The sequence below is a fragment of the uncultured Rhodococcus sp. genome (assembly GCF_963525155.1).
Taxonomy (GTDB): Bacteria; Actinomycetota; Actinomycetes; order Mycobacteriales; family Mycobacteriaceae; genus Rhodococcus_F; species Rhodococcus_F qingshengii.
On the sequence record NZ_CAURKP010000058.1, the window covers coordinates 1 to 21,253 of the forward strand.

Below are 21,253 nucleotides of genomic sequence, written 5' to 3' on the forward strand. Positions count from 1 at the left end.
GTCTTGCCCAGTGTGGACACGTCGAGCGCCGTCACGTGATCAGTCCCTTCCTCATTCGTGGAATCCGTGTGTCGTTGAATCCGTGTGTCGTTGACAGGTGTTGAGCGTGATTCACCAGATTTGAGCAATCCACTGGAACAGCAAATTGCTCGCTTCGATCCGAAGAGTGCAATTGTTCGAGAATCGGAACGCTCTCACGCTCCGAGTGGATTACATTTCAGCACTGTCCGCGCGCAGGATCAAACGCAAAGTCGCCCCAGTTCAGGCCTGTAGTCGCCCGCACCCCTACCTATTCCAATGTGGCCGCAACGCAAGCGCTTTGCCTCTCACCGTTCGGAGGCGGAGCGCCTGGAACAACAGAACGAAAGATCGATTCAGAGGCAACTATCGCGTTACTTCGACGAAAGTGCGGCAAAGCGAAGGACCTTACTCGTCAGTAGGCGGTTGCCACAGGGCAACGCATTACCGATACGGCCTGAATAGAGGATCATTTCCATTGGTAACCAACGCAATGACTTTCGCCGACATAAGGTGCCTGCGCCGTTGGGGACCTACGTCCCCGGCAGGGATCTTGGTCCCTATTGCCGATTCGATGTGCAATTCGAAGGCGAATAGCCCTACAGCCCTTGCTGATACAGGCTTCAACATCGAAACAAGATCAGGTCACTCGTCCAGTTCGCAACAAGCAAGCTCCGAAAAGAAAATTTTCCTTCGTCTCAATATGTGGGATTTCTGCCCGGCTTCGGCCGTTCCGCAGCGGCCGGTGCTCGGATTCGCACCTTGTGATCGATCACGTAAGGTCGACCAAAGTCGGGTTCGCTGACACAACCTCGCTGCAGCCGACACAGCCGGAGTGGACGACCAGTTCGAATAGGACTACATATCTTGAAGATTCGCGACCTACGCACGCAGTCGGGAATTATCCCCCGCCTCACAGTACGTTGGCTGATGATTGCAGCCGCGACAATCTTTGCTTTCTGGCCCACCTGGACCAATTTGTGGAGGAGCACCGCGAGCGGTACCGCCATCGGATACGTTTTTGTCCTCCCTTTGCTCTGCCTGATAGCCGCCGTCGGAACAGATTTGCGACGCGGCCCGGACCTTCCGATCCACGACCGTGAGACGGACAAGATTGTCGGTGGTATCGGCTTACTTGTTTCTCTGGGTTTACAGGCACTCCTCATGCCACGTTTTGCCGAGAACTATGAATTGATGCATATCGATGTAATCGCGGCATGGGTATTTGTCTGGAGCGCAGCGGTTCTCATGTTCGGGCTGCGTCCGGTGAACCGCTACTGGGCAATCTGGGTTGTTCCGATCGTCCTGGCGCCGCTCATCTACCGCACGCTGGCGACCGAACTCGGCGGCACACGATTCGACTACAGCATCATCATGGTGCTGGTCGCCTCGGCCGCAACGACGATCGCCGTCAGTAGGACCTGGAGACGGGGATTCGCCGGGTTCGTCGCTTCGTCCGTCCTGGGTGCTGCCTTGGTCTACTACCTCTCGCGGCAGTACCCGACTGCACCCTTGTTCAGCGTCCAGCTGCTACCAGCAATAGGTAGTGCGTTACTGGTAGGCGGGTTCTTCTACCTGTACGAGCGACGTGGAAGGTCATGGAAGCCGTTCGAGCGTCCGCTCCGGAATCCCTCGACGTCAACCAGCAACTGGACGATCCTGGTGGTGTTCGCCGCGGCAATCGTGATGTTTTTTACGCCAGTGCCCACCACTCAGAGCGTTCCGGTCTCAGTAGGTCCGCCGGCGACTGCTGATCCACGCCTCATCGTCCCCGCCGGTTGGCGTGAGATCTCAACCGACGAATACGATTGGCCGAGAAAATACTTCGGTTCCACCTCGGCACTCACTCGCCAGACAATTCGTGCTGACACACCCAACCCTGCCTGGGACACCCAGATGCGACCACGCACCGTCCAAATGGACGTTGTTCAAGTGCGTCGCCCGTCTACTCTGTCTGTCTATCCGAGCAATACAACCTATGATCTCCAGAACGCACGTGTCAGCCCCACCGTACGAGTTGAGTTGACTCGTGGAGTTGTGGCGGAAATGTACACAGTTGTCGACGACTCCCTCCTACTCACCTGGAGCAACCTCAATTTCGTGTGGACACGCGGCGACGGTGCCGCACAACGCGTCACACTCTTGACAGTGGACAATCATGAACCGAATGCCTTGTTCCCCGAACCGAAACCATCGATGGCTTCGAATGGAAGCAACACCTTGGCAGTTTTGCTCAGAGGCAGGATATCTACTGTCGACAGCGAATCTCAGTACAAGGATCTAGGTATGCTCCAGTCCCTCGGAAGGCTTGTCGTGGAGGCACAGAAGTGGTAGATCCCTATCTCTCGGTTGAGGACGAAAGCTCGGAAGAATTCAAACGAGTTGCACTTCACGATGCTGTGAACGGACTGCGTGAACGTAAACCGATTTCGTCGGCATCAGTTGCGTTCTATCCGTGGCAGCGCAACATCCTGTTCCTGATTCTCGTGATCACCGTTGTGTGTCTGGTCTTCTTCCTTACTCCCACGCTCATCGTTCTCACATTGGCATGCACGCTCGGGTACGTATGGGCGATGGTGGATCGCCTAGTGCTGTTCACACGAGGTCTGGATGCCTCCTCGATCGTGACGATCAGCGATCAGGAGGCAAGCTCGCTTTCCGATGAAGAACTACCGCACTACACAATCCTTGTGCCGGCGTACAACGAGCCGGAAGTAGTCGGAGACCTGATTTCCGCTATGCGTGCGATCGACTACCCCTCGAACAAATTGCAGGTGCTGTTGCTCCTCGAAGAGGATGACACCGTCACCATCGACGCGGCGACTGCCGCCGGAGTCGATGCCGTGGTGAGTATCTTGAAGGTCCCTGCTGCAGATCCGCGCACCAAACCCAAAGCCTGCAACTACGGATTGCACTTCTCTACGGGCGAGATAATCACCATCTACGACGCCGAGGACTCACCGGATCCGCTCCAGTTACGCCGTGTGGTGGCAACCTTCGCGAAGCTTCCATCGAATACCGCGTGCGTTCAGGCGAAACTCGCATTTCACAACGGGACTCAGAATTTGTTGACCGCGTGGTTCACGGCCGACTACGCCCTCTGGTTCAATTTCATCCTCCCAGGACTGATGCGCAGTCAGTCACCGATTCCTTTGGGAGGCACGTCCAATCACCTTCGACGAAGTGTGCTCGACGAGATCGGCGCCTGGGACCCCTTCAACGTCACGGAGGACGCAGATCTCGGAGTTCGCATCGCGGAGAGCGGCTACCGGACCGCTGTTCTGAACTCGACGACGCTGGAGGAGGCCAACAGCGACACGATCAACTGGATCCGACAACGCTCACGCTGGTACAAGGGTTACCTGCAGACTTGGTTGGTTCACATGCGTCAACCTGTGAAACTGTGGCGCGGACTCGGTACGGTCGGATTTCTACGCTTCACCATCTTGATGGCGGGGACACCCATTGTGGCGACACTGAACATGGCGTTCTGGCTGATCAGTCTGGGTTGGATTCTCGGCCAGCCCGAGGTCATCCACGACGTGTTTCCCAACTACGTCTATTTTCCCGCCCTCGTGTCACTCGTATTCGGTAACGCCGCAGTCCTTTACATGAACCTGGTGGCATGCCGAGAGACGCGAAATCCTATGCTGCTGATAGCTTGCCTGACCGCTCCGCTTTACTGGGTCTTGATGAGCATCGCAGCCATCAAAGGCACATATCAGTTGATACGCAACCCGTCTTACTGGGAGAAGACCTTCCATGGCTTGAACACGTAAGCTCAATTCCCGATCAACGCTTGTTGCGCGGGTTGAGCTTTGAAGCTTGCGGTCCGATCACTGCCGGCCGAAAGACATGCAAACGCGAGTACGACCGGTAGCCAGTAGTACGCCTGCTCGAAAAATGCCGAGGTCAGTGCGAATGTCATCATCGCGACCAGCACGCCGGCCGCGGCGGCGTTCTTGCCGGACTTCATCGATCTGAACGCAACCAATGCCGTCGCGCAGATGATGAGTCCCACAGCCAGGGCAAGCACCACCCCGCCTTGGTACCAAGACCGTAGAAACACATTGTGGACGACTGTGACGTTGTCGAACGAGGCCGCATTGGCAGCGTTCAGACCCACCCCGGACAGCGGATGCGCGCGAATAGCATCCCAAGCGAATCCGTAAGTGTCGTTACGGATCTCGAGTGTGCTGACGGCTTTGGTCTGCCCTGTGACCTGAAGGTATCGATCGGCCGGCGTCTCCAGGTGCTTTCCGAACTCGGTGTAGGTGATTGCGACCCAGAAGAGAACAGAGGCGCCGACAAAACTCTTGACGATGGTGGTGATCTTCACTCGCGAAGAAATCGCCACGACGATCAATCCGATCGCGCATGCCGACAACGAACTCAAACTACCGGTTGCCAGCAGTCCCACCGCGTTCACAATCGAGATCAGCACCAGAACGACCCGATTTCCTACCTTTCGCACTGCAGCCCCCAGGCACAGAATCAGCGCAAGTGAGGACATGATGCCCAGAACGTTCGGGTGACCTGCCAGACCTGGAGCACGACCGTTCACAACACCGAAACCGAAGACGGATGAACCGGCCAATTGGATAGCGGCGGCCAGAGCAGAAACCGATTGGCTTGCTATGAACGCAATGCATACACGCCTGACAAAACCCGGATCACGCCGGACATTGGCGACCATCACAAATATTCCGAGCCCGAGAACTATGAAAAGTTGGATTCCAACATAAAGATTTCCGCCGATATCATTGCCACGCGTCGCTGTTACCGTGGCGACGAGAGCGGCGTAGCCGGCGGTCAACCAGACGCCGACAAACTGCGGCCGAGCAACTCGTCCCAGCGCTACTGACGCCACGATGACCGCAAGCACTGCCATCGCCCACAACTGCGTGACGGCGCCGGGCAACGAGCGGTATATCGGAACTGCGATCGCGATCGCCATCCACACGGCGGTAGTCGGCGACAAAGGAATTCTGCCCGTTCGCCCTGCCGTCGAAGCGGCATCATTCCGAAGACCTTGAGGTCTGACTTGACTCGGCGTTGTCATTGAGTTCCTGCTTCCGACAATCGAATTTTTTGCATTTCACCCTCGATTTCACCCTTCGCCGACGCCGGGCTGAATAATCCCCGCTCAGCGCAGAAGTCATCCTCTGTCGGCAACGTCGCGTAACTGCAAATAAGCGAATCGTCGACGCAAAACTTTGCCACGACATGGCAGATATCCAATTGTCCTCGACTCGTGGCCGAAAGGAAGTGGCATATACGTCTCGGCTCAGGCAATATGACCGCTATGAGTGGTTTCTCCGCATGGGTCGAGAATCAACTGGAACTTCGCTCGTTCGGCGACATCCAGGAAGCTGCGCGTGCGCTGAAGATTCGACCTTCCGAGCTGAGTCGATGGCTGTCGGCTAAACGCCCTCCCACGCAGGACACGATGCGGACGGCATGTCAGGTCTTCGACGCTCCGATCATGGAGGTCCTCGTAGCCGCCGGTTATCTGACCTCTGAGGAAGCGGAGCCGGGGATGACTCCACCGTCGATCGTCGCGACGATTTCGACACAGTCCCTGGTGGACGAACTCACCCGACGCGGTATCGACCGACAAAGTGAATGAATCCGGGCTACCGACATTCACATACGCGCTAGCCGAACATGGTGCAGATTCTCGTGCACCAAAACATATTTCGACCTCAGCTGTCATGGACGGCATTATTCAGTACGTCAACTGCGGATCCGGCTGATCCAATCGTTCCTTGAGCCAGACTCGCAACTCCGGTCCGTACTCGGTGCGACTGAGCGCATGGTCGAGAGATGCTCGCAGAAAGCCTCCCGGGTTACCAAGATCGTGGCGGGTTCCGTGATGGACGACGACGTGAACCGGATGCCCCTCCGCGATCAACAGCGCTATCGCATCCGTCAGTTGTAGTTCGCCACCCTGCCCGGGTGAGATTCGTCTGAGCGCGTCGAACACGGCGCGATCGAGAAGGTATCGTCCGGCCGCGGCGAGCGTGGACGGAGCATCCTCAGGAGCCGGCTTCTCGACCATGCCGACGACGGCAAGTACATCGGGATCGCTGCCCTCCACAGGTGTTTGGACGTCGAATACTCCGTAGGCCCCAACACGATCGGGCGCGACGTCGAACGCGCACAGCACAGAACCACCACGCTCGACACGTACCTTCGCCATCGCGTCGAGAATGCCGCAGGGGTGGACCAGATCGTCGGGAAGCAGCACCGCGAACGAGTCCTCGTCCGCATCCAGCACCGATTCGACCAGACCGACAGCGTGTCCCAATCCCAGCGGAGACTCTTGCACAACCGGCTCCACCGAGATCAGGCCCGGGGCCCGACGCACACGCTCGAGTAGATGGTGCTTCCCGCTGGCGGCGAGCTTGCCCTCGAGCACCAGGTCCTCGACGAAATGCCCGACGACCGATGCCTTGCCCGGCGCAGTGACAATTACCAGACGTTCCGCGCCTGCTTGCGCCGCTTCGCTTGCGACCAGCTCGATCCCGGGTGTATCGACCACGGGGAGCAACTCTTTCGGAACCGTCTTGGTGGCCGGGAGGAAACGAGTCCCCATCCCGGCAGCCGGCACCACAGCAGTCTTGAAAGGCCGTTCAGCGCACCCAGTCATCGTTCACCTCTCCGCTCACACGATGCTCCACACACTTACCGTTACGCGCATGCAGCGGTCGTCCCCTCATTTCGACGACCGAAAGCTCACATCGCATGTACAGCCTGCGCACAAGGTCTACCGGGCGGCCGATGCCGCCGCAAGTTGACTCGAACTCGGAATTCGTTGCGCGCGAGAGCTACACACCACCCCTCGATGTCACTTCCACGAGGGGCACGCCGCACTCCGCGCACTACCCGTTACCGCGGCGAACGGTTGTGATCGTATTTCGACGTTGACCACGGCGGGACGTAGCAACTGGCCAAAGAGACAGGTACGACACAACTTCCGAACTCAGCACCTCAACCGGACCGTCCCCAGCCGACCCGGACGAAGGTCCTGGAAGCGTCGCATCGATGGTCCCGTGCGACTTCACCCGCCTTCAAGTTCGGTTATCCACAGGTGAATGCCACTGAATACCATTGAATACGAACGAAATACGGTCATCACGCCACAACACCAGATTCAGGTTGTTATCAAATCGTGACCATACTCCCACTGGATGGAACTCCCAGTGGACTACTAGCAGTGTCCTAACTTGCCAGTGAAGCAATCACGTCGAAGAGTGGATCGTCAGGCCCGATATCCATTGTGCATTCGTTCGGCCGTGGATCCGGCACGAATGCCCACAGGAGAGCTCCAGCCGTACCGGCCACCTTCTGCCCCGTCAGCTTCGTCTCGATATTCGTGGCTCTGGTCGCCAGTGATTCACAACTGCCTGCCAATTCGCCTGTCTCGGCGACCAACAACGGCTTCCCGACGTTCGCGGCCTGTTCGATGCGACGCGCCAGTCCGTTCCACTGGTCGCCCGGAAGCGGAACCCCGTCTGCTCCGTAGTCGTGATACTGCAGAACGTCGACGAAGTCGGACTCGCTCACGTACTGGTAGTCGTCACCCGCAGTGCCGCACTGACCGCCCCCGACGTATCCGGCCGTGATCAGGGTGTTCGGATCGATCGCCCGAAGTTCGGCGCCTGCCGTGTCGAAGAACTCCCGCAACACCTGCGCGGAATCAGACGGGCACGTTCTTGTCCACCAATTGCAGGCGGCATCGGTACACAGGCTCGGTTCCGGCTCCCCCACCAATTCCCACGCCGCGACGGAAGGCTCGTTCTTCCAACGGTCGACGGCGGTGTGCATCCAGTCCTGGAAGCTCATGGTGGCTCGACCTGGGATCAGGTTCGCGACCTTCCACTCGTCGGTGTACCAGTCCCTGGATTTGAACAGCCCGTCATCACACCCGCTGTCCTGGGGTGAGAGCACCGGAATCGTGAACTGATTGTGTCGCGCCGCAGCGTCGAACACCGCGTCCATCGGGCCGAAATCCATCTCCCCGGACACCTTGTTCACCGCGAGCGCCTGGAACGCGTTGAAACGCGTGACGGAGTTCGGTGGCAGAGAACCGAAGTAGGCATCGAGATCGACCATGGCGCCACAGCCGAAGTTCACCGACCAATCAGTGGCCAGTTGATAAGCATTCAGCCCGGTAGGCCACCATGGCTGTCCGTCGAGCGTCAGTCCGCTCGACGACGCTCCCACCCGAACCGTCTTGGGCGAATCGGCAACCACCGGCGTCGTGAACATTCCTGTCACCACCGCGACGGTTGCAAAGCTGACTACAGCGGCAGCGATGCGGCGACGCACTGTGCCACGCACACGCGGACGCACTTCTTCAGAAGACATCTACAACCATCCACGTCATACGGACAATCCTCCCACACGAATTGCCTCATCGACCCGTTTGCCGTTCACCGGTGACGCGATACAAACGCCAGGCCGAAGGGTCCATGCCGCCGTCGTTGGGAACCTCGAGTACCAGCGCTCCCACACCGCCGGCCCCGGTGTCGTACATCGTCGGATAGCGCCGATTGACCGCGTCCGACACACCGCGACCGGTGTTCGGCACCGACAGGATGTATTCGACGTGATGTTCGGCGGGGTTGTTCAGTACGCGCACGAAGTCCGCATCGGAAGGCACGACGAATTGCCGAGGGTTGTTCGACGACGCCACGACGGCATAGCTCTGCACGGTGTCGAGCAGAACCGACCCCTCCGGCAGAGCCAAGTCGTCCAGGTATCTGGCGATGCGACGCTCGGCCGCAAACGTGCGCAGATTCGTCTGCTCCTCCAGGTTCTGCCGGCCCGGAATGATCGCACTGGCAATGGAATGCTCGAGCACTGCGATCCGCGCATTACCCATCGCGACAAACGTGACCAGCGTCGACCCGACCAGCAAGCACAGAGAGATCACAAGGGGCAGAGAGGGCCCCGACTGCTCGGGGTACGTCGATACCGAGCGTGACGCAGCAGCCCCCGGTCGACGCGTGACGACCGGCGCACCGCGAGGTGCGATCAGGACGACCAACACGAAACACAGCGGAATGATCGAAATGTAGAAGCGCAGAAGGGGAAACGTCGATCCCATCACGTAGAGCAAGGTTTGGGCACCGAGGATGGCGCCGAACAACACAAGAGGCACGACCACTTCGGTGTCGCGCCGCCGAAGTGCGTAGATGATTGCAAGGACCGCGAGCACCGGGAGCGCCGGGCCGAGTACGGCCATTTCGGTAATCGAGAACGCAAGACGGGCGATCGGTGAGTCGGTTCCGGCACCAGCCTGCTCCAGGATGGAACTGTTCCCGTAGACCGACGAGAACTGTTGGAACGCTTGACCTGTGATGAGCCAACTGGCAAACGACCACAAGGCGAAGGCAAGGAATCCCGGCATCAGCACTACGGCACCGTCGAGGGCTGCTGCCCAGAGCCGCAAGCCAGGCCCCGCGCCCTCGCCGCGCTCCTCCGCAGTCGGGCGGAAACGAAGCCAACTCACCACGGTCACCAGCACCACCGCGACGAACAGCGGGGCCAATGCGTCGTATCTGGTGAGGTACGCCAGAGCGAAAGCGAGGCCGGCACCGATGAGGTCGTGTACGTCGTCGCTTCGCATCCACCGAATCAATCGACGTGTCGCCCACAGAACGAAGAGGAGGAACGGAGCTTCGCTCATTCCGCTCGCCGCGTACATGACGATCATCGGGTTGACAGCGAACAGCACGGTCAGGACGACGGTGACCCATCGCGCACACCCACGGTCGCGGCTGATCCCACGTACCTGAATCACAGCACCAGCCATGAAGGCCGCGGACATCACGACCGCAGTGATGTTCCACCGCAGCAGATCCGGCCACCAATGACCCATCAGGCCCATCGGAATCTGGACTGCCGCCGTCAACGGGGTGAACACGAACCCGATCGCCGCGAAGTGCGGATCACGGCTGAGCAGCATCGCCGACACCGCGGCGACGCGGCTGAGCGAATCGGTGAAGATGAACCCGATACCCGCGTTCATCCACACGCCCAACGCGGTGTAGACCGCGAAGAGCGCGACGAACATCCGCCATGGCTTGCGGCCCGGTAGATCGTGGACCGCGACGGACAGGGCCGGGTGATCGGTGACGGTCACTGTCCGCGACGCCGAGCCACGAGCACACCACCGACGGCAACAGCGATCAGAACCACGGTCCCGAATCCGATCCAGCCGATCGTGACCGCGCTCAGTCCGGTCTCCTCTTCGGCCGAGGTCGCGGTGCCCAACGGGGCGACGTTGACTCCGACATCGAAGGGCTCACCTCCCCGAGGCGCGACCAGGAGATCGCCGGTCAGTTCTGCGAACCGGTCCTTCCCACTTTCCAACCAGTTGAGCAGACCGTCGGCATCGGCCGCATCACCCTCAGAGGTCAGCGCCACCACTTCGTTGTGCGAACCCGAAACCACCTGCAAGGCACCGTATTGTCCACCGAATTCCAGACCCTGCAAGCGCAGGAGCCCTTGATCTGCTGTGTCCATGGGTAGAGCCACCGGAGTGGGAAGCTTCCCGTCCGCCGCGATCAACAACGCCGGCAGCGAACTGGTCGCCGCGTCGCCGAACGGGAGCACACGCGGTTGCAGCGGCAGATAGCTCAACCGCTGCATCGCGACAACGAGGCGCTGCGCGCGAACGAGATCTGCGAAATCACCGTGACTCAAACCAACATCGAGTGTGGGCAGCATCGACTGCGGTAATGCCTGGAATCCTCCAGGCGTCGGCGGGAATCCGGTAGTGGACGTGATGGTGCTTGCCGGATCGACAGTGAGCGAAGACGGGCTACTGGTGCCGCATTGGAAGTCGCCGGTCACATCCATCGAGACTTCGAAGGTCAGGTCGCGACGCAGGAGTTCGTTCGGAACATCGACGCCGATGTCGAAGCGCCCTGTCTCGTTCACCGTCTGCGAAGCAAGCCGTGAGTCCCCCAGCGAAATCGACAGTTCTCCGTTGCGTGAATTCGGCAGCGGTACATAGGAACCGATCATTCGGATCGACACGTCCTTCATCGGACGCCCCAGTTGCGACTGGCTGAACGGGACGTCGACCTCGATGTGATTGAGACCGGAAGCCGTCAGCGTTCCGAGCTTCAGCTCACCGACGGTGATGGCGTCCTGGGAAATCTGGGCAACTGTGTTGTCCGGTGACGCGAGCGCCCTGCTCGCCGCCCAGTAGCCGTCGAAGTTCGCCGCCAACAGACTGACCTGAGGAACGAGGGTCTTGTCGTCCCCTGAAATTCGCAGCACTGGTGCACCATTCGGAGCAGCCGCGAGATCGATGCCGGCGTCCCCACTGTTGCCGAGTACTACAGCTCTCTCGAACAGTCCCGGCTCAGCGGACGGCAGACTCTGGCCGTTCGGCAGTTGTTCCACCACCACGGCGTCAGGCTGACTTCCGTACTTGTTGACAATCGCTGCACTCAGCTGCAGAGCCGCACTCTGCTGTGACCGTGACGAACCATCCGTGACGTAGATGGTTGCCTTCCTCAAAATCGGCGGAAAGAAGGTTGCAACAGTCGTGGGCTGCTGCTCGGCACCGTCGTAGGTGACAAAGGCATCCCGGAGCGCAAGGGGCTGGTATCTCGTTCGGTCGTAGCAGCGGTCGTCGACGGGAACGAGGTGAGCGATCATCGACACGGTCACGCTCCGGTCGACCACTTCGAGACCTTGCAACGGAACCGAAATCGGTAGACCGGTTCCGGCCTGCCCGGCGTCGAAGTCGACGCGGCTCACCAATCTGCCGTCGGCAGTCACCTCGAGCCAACCCCTACTGAAGTCGGTCGGGGCGGTCAGGATTCCGGTCACGGCTGTTGCGGTGAGTCCGTCCGGCACCGGCACGGTCACCAAGACGGGTGCGTCATCGGAGGAGAACACGATGTCTGTTCCTCGTCCGAGTTCGGTGAAGGAGATCGGAGTTGTGGCTGAGGCGGCCACCGAAGTATCTGCGTCGTCCTCGAAATCCTGGGCGGAGGCGACGCTGCCGAGCGGAAGCAACAAAGTGACCGCGACAGCCACCGGCATTGCCAGCGCGCGCGTCAGCCAGGTTCGAGAGTGGCCCATCAGCGTGTCTCCTCGACATTTCTTGTTTCCGCGCAATCACCAAACACAAATCACGAGTAGCAATCTCGCCAGTTCGCGACGGTCGCAGGTCCGATCGCACCGTTACGGACAAACAAACCATAACGACCAATTTATGCGTTTGGCTAATTATCCCGCCGGGCGAGACTTTTGTTACGGCAGGTCACATGATTAGCAATCACCACCACTGGGAAGCCGAAAGACGCCACTGTAAAGCCCGTCAATACGCCTGAACGTCCGTCCAGTCCGGGCGCTTCACGGGCGGAGAATTCTCAGATAAAGGAAGCTGTGACGATCAATTCGATCATCCCCGCCGGCAAGAGCGCGATCGGAAAGCTGGTCGGTGCGCCGTTCCACTTCGCATCATCGCTGCGCATGGCCAGGGTTTTTCACCCTCACGGGATCGAACTGAAGGGAACATTGAAGCCGGCCACCCCATGGTGGCCGGTATCGGAGTCGTCGACGATTACCGTCACCGCTCGAATGTCGAAAGCCCTCGGAACACCCGGAGACCTACCCGACGTACTCGGCCTGGCGCTTCGGTTGCACGATGTCGGCGCAGATGAAAACCCGTGGGACATTCTTCTCGCAACATCAGGACTTTCTACCTTCTCGAAAATGTTTCCAGCTCCGGCTTTCTCGTGGAACGGCGCGAGATACAGCACACTGGTTCCTTACTCACGCGCGGGCGGTGCCGCGGCGTGGCTGATCGTGACACCGCGCGGCGTCCATCCGGCCGGCACTTCTTTGTCTGCATTGAAAGCTGCGGTCGATCATTCCCCGCTGCACTTCTCCGTGTACCTCGCGAGGATTCAACTTCAGTTGATACCGATCGGACATCTCTGCCTCGACGAAGTCGAGGACCACCCGGATTGCCTCCAGCCGTCCTTCGATCCGATTCTGAACACACCGGCCCACATGCGCATGCTTCCGGAGTGGCTCGCAGAAACGCGCAAGTTCGCGTATCGCGGTAGCCGCAACGGCCGGGGAGGCACACAAAAGCGCGGTTGACCGGACATGCCGATCAACCGCGCTGAAGCTCACTCAGCTTGTGAACTTGTCCTTGATATCCGAGACCTTGTCACTGACAGTGTCTCCGGCCTTCTTGACCTTCGCCTCGCCCTGATCGGCAACACCCTCGGCAGCCAGATCATCGTTGCCCGTGGCGTTTCCGAACTTTTCCTTCGCCTCGCCGATGAGATCCTCAGCGCGGTGCTTTGCCTTGTCGATGAAGTCAGACATGTATTTCTCCTTCTTGGATTCGGTCGTGCGTTCGGCCGTGGAATTCGGTCGTGGATTCAGTCGAACTCGAACTGCGTGGACAAATGCGTGTCAGCGTTTTCCGGTGACTGCCTTGACCAGGAACAGCAAGATGACAGCGCCGAGGAGGCAAGTGAGGAAGCTGAAGATCCAGCCCGCGCCCTCGACATCGACGCCGAAGACTCGAAGCAGGAAACCACCGATCAGACCGCCGATGACACCGACAACGATGTTGAGGAAGATCCCCTGCTGCGCATCGGTTTTCATGATCTTACTGCCGATCCAACCCGCCAGTCCACCGATGATGATCCAGGCGATGATACCGAGAGGAAGCATTTGAACTCCTTAGAGTAAAGAGGGGCGGCGCAATGAGAGACTGCCGGCGAAGGGAGAGTTCCGAGCGATCGGCCCGCGCAACTAGACCGTGATCGCGGGTAGTGTTTGCACACAACCGGACTCTCCACCGCACGACGCGGGGGATCGTGCACTCAGTAGCAGCCACATTGTCTGCTTACCTTTCTATCAGGTGTTCACGACAGAACCAAAATGACTGGCGATTCACCACATACGAGAAACGACACTCACCGACGCACACATGATCAGCGTCACGACGATCGCGATCGCCATCGAGGTCACGGTCGCCAGGAGCACCGTGACGCACAGTGCCACAGCAACATCCATGACTCTGTGCACGATCGGGAGGTCTACCAATACCCGGCCGTCGGGAGGCTCAAACCTCGATTGATCAGAGAGTTCTCGGCTCATCGCGTTTCGCGCTTTCCACGGCGATGTGAGTTCTGGTCGCGACGGATGGATCACCGACCACCGCAGCGACTTGATCCTCCGTGTCGGTGACGCGAGAAATCAGCTCGGACAACGTTTCCGATCCGGATACGACGCTACGTCTCAATGTCACTCGCAAATCGATCGTGCGAACTCCACGATCGAGCAACGCTTTTCCTCGGACACGCGACACTTCGTCGAAGTCCTCCAGTGATGCGCTCGCCCCTTCCGCCACCGCACCCAGATCCGCGGTGATGGAATTGTGTGAGTTCGACCCATGGACGGTGATCTCCTTCACCCGACGCAGCGGCACATGCGCGATCAACCACCGCAACGCGAGGATGACTAGCAGTACTCCCCCAGCTCCGACAGCCCATGGCCACCACGAGTGATCGACAAGATCTTCAGCCCACGGGATCTCGATACGCGCCGGGAAATCCTTGATCACGTCGCGATTCCACAGGATCGCTGCAACTCCCAGCGCTATCGCGAGCATCCCCACGACGCATGTCGCCATACGATCCATCGCCGTCGCCGTCCGAGTCATGACAGCGATCCCGTCTGGATACGAACCTTGATTCGCGGCGATGGTGACAGCGACCCGGCCAAGTCCCCCAGCACCGCACGGATTTCCGATTCAGCGGTGGCGGCTCCATCGGGCGTGACCGAGGCCTTCACTTCCAGCTTGCGCCGGGTCGCGTGTGACGAAGCGGATCGAACCTGGGCCAGTGACTCGACGCGAACAGACGCTATCGCCGCTACATCGGCGGGATCGATCCACGTATTCGCGACTCCGACCAAGGCATTGGCAGTCTTTCGTCGCGGTTTGAGTCCGAGGATGACGAACCACAGGCCGAGAACGACGGCTGCGATCCCCGCCGGCAACATCCAACCCTGGTACGCGAGCCCGTCCACATATGCGGCAGCACTTGGTATCCACTGCGACCCGGTGATCACGCCGGTATCCACCAGCGCGTCGCGGACGCCGACCACGCCGAGCGCAAGTAGCGCCGCGGCGATGAGGAATCCCGTGACGGCCGATCCGGGCGCCGCAAGGGGAACCGGAGCGGCAGCCCTCGAGGCAGTGGGTGGTGCGACCTTGTCGGCGGTCATCGCACTTTCCTTCCCGCGTCACGCTTGGTCGATGCCGGGAGAACGCTCACGATCGCCACGTCCACGCCGTCTACGTCCAGGCCCGATACAGACTGCAACTGGGTTGTCACGTTCTCTCGCACCGCGGTACCGATGACCGACAAGGATCCGGGCCACTCGATCGCGATGTCCACCTTGGCCCGTACCCGCTTGCCGGATACCAGCACTCGCGCCCTCGGCAATTCGCGCCCGGTCAGTTTGTCCATGCCGGCGGCGTGATGGCGCACCCCCGGGGTTCCGCGCGTCGCCTCGAGAACCAACTTCTGCGCGACTCTGTCTCGAATCGTCAGCGTTCCGCGATCGCCCGGCTCACCAAGCACAGACGACTCCGGTCGAGCTGTCTCAGCCACGTCCGCGACCCTTCAGCATCACACCGAGATCGAACTCGCCGTCACGCTGACCACCGACGAGGTATCCGATCACACCGAGAACCAGAGCGATGAGGAATCCGGTGAAACCGCCTGCAGCAGCTGCGACTCCGAGAAGTAGTCCTGCCAGTAGGCCGACAGTCGAGGTGGTCATGTGAATCCTCCGTTGTGGATGATGTTCGATGGTGCCTGTCAGATCTCGGTGTAGGTCTTTGCACCCGGAAACCGAGCGCGCACCCGCGTGTACTGGGCCCGAACGGGTTTGGCTATCTGTCGCATCGTGCCGCGCAGCGACGTGCGCACAACCACACCGATCGGGGATGCGAAGTCCCGGTCGACGCGTTCGAGTGCTCGATTGAGCGCGTCGGCAGATCCGCCCACGTCGGGGTGGTAGTTCCTGATCGCCTCTCGGCGTGCGGATCGTCGATCGGGAACTGAACCCCGAGAGTGCTCAGGCATCGTGCGCACGACCGACTACGTCTTCCACTGTCACGTTCACGGGGCCTGTAACGAGTCCTGAAACCGCTTGGCGGATACGTAAAGCCGTGTCTCGAACGGCGGCGTCGGCGAAGATGCACACATGGATGTCTGTCGACGACTCCGTCACCCGCACGCCGACGACGCGGCGGCCGGGGAGGTACGTGCCAACCTCGCCGAACATTCCGGCATGAAGCGAGGCGACCCCAGGTATCCCCGTCACAGCCGCCGCGATGGTGTCGGCGATTTCGGAACTCACTGCACCCGTGCAGTCTTGGGCTCGCCGGTTTCGTCGTCACTGCCCTCGTCGAGGTGAACGTCGTGAACCGTGATGTTCACCTCGGTCACTTCGAGACCCGTCATCCGTTCGAGCGCCGCAATGACGTTGCGGCGAATGCCGGTGGCCAGATCGGCGAGCGATACGCCGTACTCGGCCACGATGTCGATGTCGACCGCTGCCTGCTTTTCGCCGACCTCGACCGATACTCCCTGGGAGTGGTTGACACTCGCGCCGGGGATCCGCTCGCGCAGTGCCCCGACAACCCGCGACGCTCCGCCGCCAACGTCGTACACGCCGCTCACCTCTCGCGTAGCGATGCCGGCAATCTTCGAGACAACGGTGTCGGCGATCGACGTCTTTCCTTGAGAGCTCACGAGAGCCGAGTCGTTCGATGATGCAACATCCTTCGTAGATGCTGTCGCAACCTGTGTGCTGACCATTGTCATCTCCTCCTGTTGATCGATCTACCTGTGTAGTCGTCACTCGAAGGCAAAACCGAATGCCCCAGTCAGGTGACGTGCATCACTGACACTTGTTAGTTACTGTCCGTAACATTCAACGCCCCGGCCGGGCGAACAATCTTCGAACGCAGCCGAGTTTTCCGCATTTCCGCGAGAGGAGCGACTGTGGCGTTACCGCACACACAGGGGCTCACCGAAGCACCTGACGGCTTGGACACCGCAACGGTGGACGCTGCGATACTCGGCGACCGAGAAGCATTCGAGTCACTGGTGCACTACTACGGACCTGCACTTCACCGCTATGCGCGTCGAATGCTCGCAGATGAAGGCGACATTCTCGAGGTAGTCCAGGACACCTTCGTGGCCGCGTGGCGCCGACTCGATTCATTTCGTGGCGAATCGTCGATGCGAACATGGCTTTTCGCGATCTGTTCCCGAAAGATCGTGGACAGCTATCGAATCAAGAGAGCTCAACCGATCGACGACAGATTGCTCGATCCTCTCGTGCCGTCTCCCGAGGCCGGCCCGTTCGACACGACCTCGAACTCCGCGTTCCTCGAGGCATTGGAAGAAGCGTTGGGTGAACTGCCTTATCGCCAGCGTGCGGCATGGACGCTGCGAGAGGTGGAGATGCTCACGTTCGTTCAAATCGGCAAGATTCTAAGACTCACCCCGGATGCGGTGCGCGGGCATCACCATCGTGCACGGGCTAACCTGAGTGAACGAATGACGAGGTGGCGATGACTGAATCACGAACCGACGCATTGATGGCGCACGCATCCGACGTCCTGCGGAACGCTCCCGAGCCGGGCTGGGATCGAATCAGCGACAAGGTGATCCGGGCGCTACGGTCGACCTCGGCGTCCGGTTGGCCGCTCGACGCACACGCGTCGGAAGGTCCACGTCTAGGCACTGTGTCGGTGAGCGAGCACGTACTCCGCACCCACTTGGCCGCCGAGATACGTTCTCGGCACCACTGCTCGCCGAGCAGCATCGAGTTCTTCGTCGACGGCCACGAAATACGTTCACTACGTATCGAACTGGCAGCGCCATACGGAGTGGATCTGGCCGAACTGTCGGATCGGGTTCGGTTCACCGTCGTGGACGTCGTTCACCTGATGCTCGGCGACACGGACCCACCGGTCTCTGCAGAGAGCACCCACATCGCCGTAGTCGACATCGTCGATGATCTACCTGCCGCAGGGAACACCAAAAGCCACTCCGAACACTAGGTGTTTGTTCGGCAAGTGTTTGGGAACCCGGCACTCATGACCACTCCCCCACCACCGGCGCCGGGCCCCACCCCCGACCCGGGTCCGCCGACACCACCGGCGCCGACACCACCCGATCCGCTGAATCCACCGCCCGTGCCACCGACTCCGACGCCACCGAACCCGTACCCCCCGGATCCGATCCCGCAGATCTGACGTCGACTGCCCCGAACTTCGGAGTTCAACCGCCGAGTTCGGCGATCATCTCGCTCAACGATTCTGCGGCGATACGTAGTTCACCTTCGTCGGGGTTGTCGGGTGAGGACGGTAGACGTTCGGCCAACTGCTCGCGAGTGACAAGCGAGATACCCTCGAGACCGAACCCTTCTTCATCGGGGACGTAGATCTCGATCTCGCCCCCGACCGCTACCAATTCCGAATGGGGGCCACTGCCCAGCAGTGCACGCAGGTGTTCGGTCGTCACGGTCATATGGTTCACGTGAAATCTCCTGCTTCGGTGACAGCTGACTTTGCCGGTATGGACTCGACGTGACGTACTGGCTCGACGTGACGCACTACCCCCTACTGAGTACCCGTCGCGGGTGAGCAGGAAACGACAAGTACATGAACAACGACTTCCCGAAGGAAACGCACACCATGAGTGAACAGAATTCCACCGACCGCACGGATCAGACGGACGAGCCGCAGACCACCGGCACCGACCACGGTCCGGGAACCGGCTCCGACACCGCACCCAAGGACGTTCAGACCGATCCGTCGGGCGAACGTACGTGGGCCGACGAGGGCGGAGCCTCGAGCACCGGCCCGGCGACTGACACCGACTGATCCCGGAAGGTCTCAACCATCGGGACCAAGGTCCCGTGGGCCGACGCTCACGGGACCTTGAAATCCGTACGGATCTAACGCTTTTCACCTGGGTTTTCGCGATGCGGTAAGGTAGGCACTCAGCACGGTTGAGTACCCAGCCGTTGAAGACGAGCACGGTTCGTGCGTTGCTTCCCGTGCCGTTTCCCGGTTTCGAACGAAACCGTTTCGAACCAGACCGTTCGAACGAACCGTTTCGAGCAATCCGTCAGGAGTTTCGATGAACGAGTTTTCGAGAACTACAGATGAGCGTACGGACAGTCCCCCCACCTTCACGACGACCTGTGCCGAAAACATTCAGTCGCTCGTGGTCAGCGGCGAGATCGACGTCCGGTCCCGAGCTGATTTCGCTGCCTGCGTCGACGACCTGATCGGTGAGCGACACCCGTTCGTACTCGACTGCTCGGACGTCCAGTTCATCTCCGTCGGAGGTCTTTCCATCATCGAGACTCTGTCGGCCAAGGCACGGAGGCTCGGCGTGCCGTGGACGCTCGTCGCAGCGCACCCTGTCAGGCGTCCGCTGTCTCTTCTGAAGATGGACACCGACATCGTGTACACCGACTCGACAGCCGATGCAGTCGCGTACCTGTCCTCGACCTCCGTCCTGGACGAGACCCTGGCGGAGCCGATGTCGGCGTGAGTACCGATCTCGAAAAGCTCTCCGAATTCGTCGTCGTCGCAAACCGACTGCCGGTCGATCTCGAAACCGACGAAGACGGAAGCAAGAACTGGAAGCGAAGTCCGGGTGGGCTCGTCACTGCGCTCGAACCCATCCTGCGACAGCGGGATGGCGCCTGGGTCGGCTGGCCGGGGGTCGCGGACGAGAAGGTCGATCCGATAGTGGTTGACGGCCTTCGTCTGTTTCCCGTCGAGCTGACCTCTCAGGACCTCGCCGAGTACTACGAGGGGTTCTCCAACGACACGTTGTGGCCGCTCTACCACGACGTTCTGGTGGCTCCGACGTTCGAGCGGTCGTGGTGGCACACCTACGTCGCGGTCAACCAGCGGTTCGCCGAGGAAACCGCGCGTTGCGCCGCGGACGGAGCGACTGTCTGGGTGCAGGACTATCAGTTGCAACTTGTGCCGGCGATGCTGCGCGAACTGCGGCCAGATCTGACGATCGGGTTCTTTCTTCATATCCCGTTCCCGCCGGTCGAGCTCTTCATGCAGCTTCCGTGGCGCAAGGAGATCGTCAGGGGAATGCTGGGCGCCGATCTGATCGGCTTCCACTTACCTGGTGGCGCAAACAATTTCCTGTTCTTGGCCCGCAAACTTCTCGGCCTCAAGACGACGACCGCGGGCGTCGGTGTTCGAAGTGCGCTCGGGCATGTGGATTTCGATTCTCGCGTCGTCAAGGTGGGCGCCTTTCCCATCTCCGTCGATTCTGCCGAACTCGAGCGCCAGTCGAAAAGCGATTCGGTCCTGCGTCGCGCGCGCGAATTGAAGGAAGAGCTGGGAAATCCCGAGAAAATCTTGCTGGGAGTCGACCGGCTGGACTACACCAAGGGTATCGACCTGCGGCTTCAAGCCTTGAAGGAACTCCTCGACGAGGACCGTCTGGATCCGGAGAAGTACACGATGGTGCAGCTCGCGACGCCCAGTCGTGAACGCGTGCAGCACTATATCGACCTGCGTAGCGTCATCGAAGAGCAGGTGGGCCGCATCAACGGTGACCACAGTCAGATCGGCCGCCCCGTCGTTCACTACCTGTATCAGCCGGTCGACCGTGAAGAACTGATCGCACTGTTCGTCGCTGCCGACGTCATGCTCGTGACGCCGATGCGCGACGGGATGAATCTGGTGGCCAAGGAGTACGTGGCCTGTCGTGGCGACCTCGGAGGTGCTCTCGTTCTCAGCGAGTTCACCGGTGCCGCAATGGAATTACGACAGTCATATCTGGTCAACCCGCACGATTTGGACGGCGTGAAGAATACGATCCTGACCGCGGTTCATCAGGATCCGAAGGAAGGCCGCCGACGTATGGCTGCGCTGCATCGACAGGTCATGACACACGATGTGCATCAGTGGGCCGAGTCGTTCCTGACTGCGCTTGCCCCACCTGGACCGCTTCCGGACGATCAGTTCCTCACGGAGCGTGAGTCGAACTTTGCGCGCAACAACTGACCCCCCACGGGCTTGCGTCAGTGCGCTCGGAGGCTCGAGCTAGGATTGGTTTCAGTTCATCGTCAAGCAGCGGCTGCGAACTGATCTCCTCGACATAGCCGTGCA

General features: G+C 60.1%; 25 protein-coding genes. 9 read left to right on the forward strand and 16 right to left on the reverse strand.

What is annotated here, in order from left to right; genetic code table 11:
* Positions 1-885 precede the first annotated feature (885 nt).
* Complete coding sequence (locus RWT78_RS14025; protein WP_223304619.1) at positions 886-2,352, forward strand: hypothetical protein; 1,467 nt, start codon at positions 886-888, stop codon at positions 2,350-2,352.
* Positions 2,346-3,797, forward strand: a complete 1,452-nt coding sequence (locus RWT78_RS14030) for a glycosyltransferase (RefSeq protein WP_314676292.1) — start codon at positions 2,346-2,348, stop codon at positions 3,795-3,797. The genes RWT78_RS14025 and RWT78_RS14030 overlap by 7 nt, the downstream gene beginning before the upstream one ends.
* A gap of 2 nt (positions 3,798-3,799) precedes the next feature.
* On the opposite strand, the gene RWT78_RS14035 is transcribed toward RWT78_RS14030, so the two are convergent.
* Positions 3,800-4,975, reverse strand: coding sequence for an O-antigen ligase (locus RWT78_RS14035; RefSeq protein ID WP_156423195.1), 1,176 nt, complete (start codon positions 4,973-4,975; stop codon positions 3,800-3,802).
* Positions 4,976-5,323: 348 nt separating this feature from the next.
* On the opposite strand from RWT78_RS14035, the gene RWT78_RS14040 reads away from it, so the two are divergent.
* The gene (locus tag RWT78_RS14040; RefSeq protein ID WP_223304618.1) at positions 5,324-5,647 is read left to right on the forward strand and encodes a helix-turn-helix transcriptional regulator; all 324 of its coding nucleotides are present in this window, start codon (positions 5,324-5,326) and stop codon (positions 5,645-5,647) included.
* Positions 5,648-5,746: 99 nt separating this feature from the next.
* Here the strand turns inward: RWT78_RS14040 and RWT78_RS14045 are convergent, their stop codons facing one another.
* The 4 genes from RWT78_RS14045 to RWT78_RS14060 all read right to left on the reverse strand — a co-directional run bounded on the left by RWT78_RS14045 (position 5,747) and on the right by RWT78_RS14060 (position 12,129).
* Positions 5,747-6,670: a UTP--glucose-1-phosphate uridylyltransferase gene (locus RWT78_RS14045; protein WP_058038947.1), complete on the reverse strand. Its 924-nt coding sequence runs from the start codon at positions 6,668-6,670 to the stop codon at positions 5,747-5,749.
* A 572-nt stretch (positions 6,671-7,242) separates the two neighbouring features.
* Entirely contained in the window at positions 7,243-8,391 is a 1,149-nt protein-coding gene (locus RWT78_RS14050) for a cellulase family glycosylhydrolase (protein ID WP_209907879.1), read from the reverse strand.
* 46 nt (positions 8,392-8,437) lie between these two features.
* The gene (locus RWT78_RS14055) at positions 8,438-10,171 is read right to left on the reverse strand and encodes an ABC transporter (RefSeq protein ID WP_314676300.1); all 1,734 of its coding nucleotides are present in this window, start codon (positions 10,169-10,171) and stop codon (positions 8,438-8,440) included.
* Complete coding sequence (locus RWT78_RS14060; RefSeq protein WP_314676301.1) at positions 10,168-12,129, reverse strand: hypothetical protein; 1,962 nt, start codon at positions 12,127-12,129, stop codon at positions 10,168-10,170. Before RWT78_RS14060 ends, RWT78_RS14055 begins: the two co-directional genes overlap by 4 nt.
* Positions 12,130-12,435: 306 nt before the next feature.
* On the opposite strand from RWT78_RS14060, the gene RWT78_RS14065 reads away from it, so the two are divergent.
* Complete coding sequence (locus RWT78_RS14065) at positions 12,436-13,158, forward strand: hypothetical protein (RefSeq protein WP_003943634.1); 723 nt, start codon at positions 12,436-12,438, stop codon at positions 13,156-13,158.
* A gap of 33 nt (positions 13,159-13,191) precedes the next feature.
* On the opposite strand, the gene RWT78_RS14070 is transcribed toward RWT78_RS14065, so the two are convergent.
* From RWT78_RS14070 to RWT78_RS14115, 10 genes are all read right to left on the reverse strand, one after another.
* Positions 13,192-13,389, reverse strand: coding sequence for a CsbD family protein (locus RWT78_RS14070; protein ID WP_007726588.1), 198 nt, complete (start codon positions 13,387-13,389; stop codon positions 13,192-13,194).
* Positions 13,390-13,479: 90 nt separating this feature from the next.
* A complete protein-coding gene (locus tag RWT78_RS14075) occupies positions 13,480-13,743 on the reverse strand; it encodes a GlsB/YeaQ/YmgE family stress response membrane protein (protein ID WP_003943661.1) in 264 nt (87 codons plus the stop codon).
* Between the two features lie 222 nt (positions 13,744-13,965).
* On the reverse strand, positions 13,966-14,088 hold the full coding sequence (locus tag RWT78_RS14080; RefSeq protein WP_003943707.1) for a hypothetical protein: 123 nt from the start codon (positions 14,086-14,088) through the stop codon (positions 13,966-13,968).
* Positions 14,089-14,152: 64 nt separating this feature from the next.
* Positions 14,153-14,737 carry a hypothetical protein gene (locus tag RWT78_RS14085; RefSeq protein WP_314676306.1) on the reverse strand — a complete coding sequence of 195 codons (585 nt, stop codon included), beginning with the start codon at positions 14,735-14,737 and terminating at the stop codon, positions 14,153-14,155.
* Positions 14,734-15,303 carry a DUF6286 domain-containing protein gene (locus RWT78_RS14090; protein ID WP_019747451.1) on the reverse strand — a complete coding sequence of 190 codons (570 nt, stop codon included), beginning with the start codon at positions 15,301-15,303 and terminating at the stop codon, positions 14,734-14,736. The genes RWT78_RS14085 and RWT78_RS14090 overlap by 4 nt, the downstream gene beginning before the upstream one ends.
* Positions 15,300-15,692, reverse strand: a complete 393-nt coding sequence (locus tag RWT78_RS14095) for an Asp23/Gls24 family envelope stress response protein (protein WP_019747452.1) — start codon at positions 15,690-15,692, stop codon at positions 15,300-15,302. The genes RWT78_RS14090 and RWT78_RS14095 overlap by 4 nt, the downstream gene beginning before the upstream one ends.
* Positions 15,685-15,864, reverse strand: coding sequence for a hypothetical protein (locus RWT78_RS14100; RefSeq protein ID WP_003943629.1), 180 nt, complete (start codon positions 15,862-15,864; stop codon positions 15,685-15,687). Before RWT78_RS14100 ends, RWT78_RS14095 begins: the two co-directional genes overlap by 8 nt.
* A gap of 38 nt (positions 15,865-15,902) precedes the next feature.
* Positions 15,903-16,091, reverse strand: coding sequence for a hypothetical protein (locus tag RWT78_RS14105; RefSeq protein WP_223258031.1), 189 nt, complete (start codon positions 16,089-16,091; stop codon positions 15,903-15,905).
* A gap of 70 nt (positions 16,092-16,161) precedes the next feature.
* Complete coding sequence (locus RWT78_RS14110; RefSeq protein ID WP_042452304.1) at positions 16,162-16,446, reverse strand: hypothetical protein; 285 nt, start codon at positions 16,444-16,446, stop codon at positions 16,162-16,164.
* Positions 16,443-16,907: an Asp23/Gls24 family envelope stress response protein gene (locus RWT78_RS14115; RefSeq protein WP_003943699.1), complete on the reverse strand. Its 465-nt coding sequence runs from the start codon at positions 16,905-16,907 to the stop codon at positions 16,443-16,445. The genes RWT78_RS14110 and RWT78_RS14115 overlap by 4 nt, the downstream gene beginning before the upstream one ends.
* Before the next feature lie 186 nt (positions 16,908-17,093).
* Between RWT78_RS14115 and RWT78_RS14120 the strand changes: the two genes are divergently transcribed.
* Together RWT78_RS14120 and RWT78_RS14125 are read left to right on the forward strand one after the other, a co-directional pair.
* Positions 17,094-17,672, forward strand: coding sequence for an RNA polymerase sigma factor (locus RWT78_RS14120; RefSeq protein ID WP_003943626.1), 579 nt, complete (start codon positions 17,094-17,096; stop codon positions 17,670-17,672).
* On the forward strand, positions 17,669-18,160 hold the full coding sequence (locus tag RWT78_RS14125) for a hypothetical protein (protein ID WP_314676315.1): 492 nt from the start codon (positions 17,669-17,671) through the stop codon (positions 18,158-18,160). Before RWT78_RS14120 ends, RWT78_RS14125 begins: the two co-directional genes overlap by 4 nt.
* A 220-nt stretch (positions 18,161-18,380) precedes the next feature.
* Here the strand turns inward: RWT78_RS14125 and RWT78_RS14130 are convergent, their stop codons facing one another.
* Complete coding sequence (locus tag RWT78_RS14130; protein ID WP_007726566.1) at positions 18,381-18,629, reverse strand: hypothetical protein; 249 nt, start codon at positions 18,627-18,629, stop codon at positions 18,381-18,383.
* 167 nt (positions 18,630-18,796) lie between these two features.
* Between RWT78_RS14130 and RWT78_RS14135 the strand changes: the two genes are divergently transcribed.
* The 3 genes from RWT78_RS14135 (at position 18,797) to RWT78_RS14145 (ending at position 21,148) form a co-directional block, all read left to right on the forward strand.
* A complete protein-coding gene (locus RWT78_RS14135; protein WP_136472457.1) occupies positions 18,797-18,985 on the forward strand; it encodes a PI-type proteinase in 189 nt (62 codons plus the stop codon).
* A 259-nt stretch (positions 18,986-19,244) separates the two neighbouring features.
* Entirely contained in the window at positions 19,245-19,664 is a 420-nt protein-coding gene (locus RWT78_RS14140; protein WP_007726563.1) for an STAS domain-containing protein, read from the forward strand.
* Complete coding sequence (locus RWT78_RS14145) at positions 19,661-21,148, forward strand: trehalose-6-phosphate synthase (RefSeq protein WP_003943632.1); 1,488 nt, start codon at positions 19,661-19,663, stop codon at positions 21,146-21,148. The genes RWT78_RS14140 and RWT78_RS14145 overlap by 4 nt, the downstream gene beginning before the upstream one ends.
* The last annotated feature ends 105 nt before the right edge of the window (positions 21,149-21,253 follow it).

Bases quoted from the DNA above. Each gene is read 5' to 3' on its own strand.
- RWT78_RS14040 (WP_223304618.1), top strand. From the start codon at position 5,324: ATGAGTGGTTTCTCCGCATGGGTCGAGAATCAACTGGAACTTCGCTCG.
- RWT78_RS14045 (WP_058038947.1), bottom strand. From the start codon at position 6,670: ATGACTGGGTGCGCTGAACGGCCTTTCAAGACTGCTGTGGTGCCGGCT.
- RWT78_RS14080 (WP_003943707.1), bottom strand. From the start codon at position 14,088: ATGGATGTTGCTGTGGCACTGTGCGTCACGGTGCTCCTGGCGACCGTG.
- RWT78_RS14090 (WP_019747451.1), bottom strand. From the start codon at position 15,303: ATGACCGCCGACAAGGTCGCACCACCCACTGCCTCGAGGGCTGCCGCT.
- RWT78_RS14060 (WP_314676301.1), bottom strand. From the start codon at position 12,129: ATGGGCCACTCTCGAACCTGGCTGACGCGCGCGCTGGCAATGCCGGTG.
- RWT78_RS14140 (WP_007726563.1), top strand. From the start codon at position 19,245: ATGAACGAGTTTTCGAGAACTACAGATGAGCGTACGGACAGTCCCCCC.
- RWT78_RS14100 (WP_003943629.1), bottom strand. From the start codon at position 15,864: ATGACCACCTCGACTGTCGGCCTACTGGCAGGACTACTTCTCGGAGTC.
- RWT78_RS14075 (WP_003943661.1), bottom strand. From the start codon at position 13,743: ATGCTTCCTCTCGGTATCATCGCCTGGATCATCATCGGTGGACTGGCG.
- RWT78_RS14130 (WP_007726566.1), bottom strand. From the start codon at position 18,629: ATGACCGTGACGACCGAACACCTGCGTGCACTGCTGGGCAGTGGCCCC.
- RWT78_RS14135 (WP_136472457.1), top strand. From the start codon at position 18,797: ATGAGTGAACAGAATTCCACCGACCGCACGGATCAGACGGACGAGCCG.
- RWT78_RS14050 (WP_209907879.1), bottom strand. From the start codon at position 8,391: ATGTCTTCTGAAGAAGTGCGTCCGCGTGTGCGTGGCACAGTGCGTCGC.
- RWT78_RS14070 (WP_007726588.1), bottom strand. From the start codon at position 13,389: ATGTCTGACTTCATCGACAAGGCAAAGCACCGCGCTGAGGATCTCATC.
- RWT78_RS14125 (WP_314676315.1), top strand. From the start codon at position 17,669: ATGACTGAATCACGAACCGACGCATTGATGGCGCACGCATCCGACGTC.
- RWT78_RS14035 (WP_156423195.1), bottom strand. From the start codon at position 4,975: ATGGCGATCGCGATCGCAGTTCCGATATACCGCTCGTTGCCCGGCGCC.
- RWT78_RS14115 (WP_003943699.1), bottom strand. From the start codon at position 16,907: ATGGTCAGCACACAGGTTGCGACAGCATCTACGAAGGATGTTGCATCA.
- RWT78_RS14085 (WP_314676306.1), bottom strand. From the start codon at position 14,737: ATGACTCGGACGGCGACGGCGATGGATCGTATGGCGACATGCGTCGTG.